The sequence below is a fragment of the Helicobacter sp. MIT 14-3879 genome (genome assembly GCF_003364125.1).
Genome location: NZ_NXLP01000146.1, coordinates 1 through 1,487 on the forward strand (window position 1 = coordinate 1; position 1,487 = coordinate 1,487).

Sequence of the window (1,487 nt, forward strand, 5' to 3'; positions counted from 1 at the left end):
TTGTAGACATTGGTATATTTAGATAGTACAATTGAGGATTTCATAATGTTTTACACATAAAGTTTAAGGAGTAAATTTTACATTGGATCATCTTAATGAATGAGTGAAATGACACAACAATACTATCAATCTTAGAATAGTCTATAATGAAGCTGCAATTCTCGCAAAACAAAAAACACATACTCTTAAGAGCTATCAAAGAAAACATGGATTTTTGAGTAAGACAAAGTTTTTTTGGAGTTTCTTTAATAAGACATATAGCTAAAAATTCATCATCTCATTGTGCAATAAACAATCCTAGATTATATGTAAAACCTGCAAGAGACCAAAGAGAATACATTACTTTCTGCATAAACACATTAATATCAAATGCACCTACACCCCAATATAAAGAGAAAAACAATGTTTATAATGTGAAAAGCAGAATGAAGAGTTTAGTGTTTTATGAGATGGAGCTTGTGTGAGTGAGGTTGTTCGCGTATTTTTACATGCAATAAAGAATCTCTTGTTGAATCATCAGAGGTGTTTATGGTTTGTAATGGAGTATTTGCTCATATTGGCATACACGATAAAGAATCTAGTTTTGCAATCTTAGGGTTTATTGCTTTTGAGTTTGTAAATATGGATTGTTACGAAAATTTTAACAATTTTTCACAATGGTAACTTTTTGAAAACCACAAATTCGAAGAATCTTGATTGTAAAGAAATGTCTTGCTCTGACAATACGATAATGTTAAGAGTTTTGATGTTCTACATTCATAATGCAATGTGCTTAACTCTCATAAGAATCCTAATTACAACGGATTAAACTTCAATCTCAAGAATAGAAGTTTAAAGTCAGTTAGATTTTTGGAATCAAGCTTAATGAATTCAGTAAGGCCAGTTAGATTCAATGGCATCAGTTGTGGGTTTTTTATTGAGTGTTTCAGAAATCTTACCTACACTTACCAATGAAATCTTACTATCAGCAATATATTGAGATTCTATGCTATTATCCCTTTGAATATCATAAGGTCGAATAACACCACTTATTTGCAATATTTGTTTTTCACCATTGATAAGCATTTCTTGTTTACCGTAGATAAAGTAATTGCCATTTTCCATAACCTTAAGAATTCTGGCAGTTAGAGTAAAAGCAAGATTTTGTGCTTGTGAATAGGTACCTCCACCTTGAAAGTTGCTTGCATTGTTGGGTTTAGCCAATGTGTAATTTACTTGGTCGTTAAGATATTGCGTATTGGCTCGCTGTTGTGCATCTTGTCCATTATAGGCGATTTGCGGGGGAGTTACATTGCCGCCGCTGCTACCGCTATATTTCTTATCTATCTTAAAATCATTGGTGATATTCTCTTTAATTTTTACCGTAATCAAATCATCAACACGCATTGCCCTTCTGTCTGCAAACAAAGGTCTTTCACCCTGTCCAAATAAAGAACCCGGTCTTGAAAATTCTGGCACAAAGTCTTTTGATGGCATATCATTTACAT

2 protein-coding genes are annotated in these 1,487 nt (G+C 32.5%); one reads left to right on the plus strand and one right to left on the minus strand.

Features of this window, described 5'->3' with window-relative positions:
* The first annotated feature begins 528 nt into the window (after positions 1–528).
* The gene (locus tag CQA44_RS13380) at positions 529–663 is read left to right on the plus strand and encodes a hypothetical protein (protein ID WP_258865048.1); all 135 of its coding nucleotides are present in this window, start codon (positions 529–531) and stop codon (positions 661–663) included.
* 207 nt (positions 664–870) lie between these two features.
* Here CQA44_RS13380 and CQA44_RS12020 read toward each other — a convergent pair.
* A partial coding sequence (locus CQA44_RS12020; RefSeq protein ID WP_115547423.1) for a flagellar basal body L-ring protein FlgH occupies positions 871–1,487 on the minus strand: 617 nt, incomplete at its 5' end.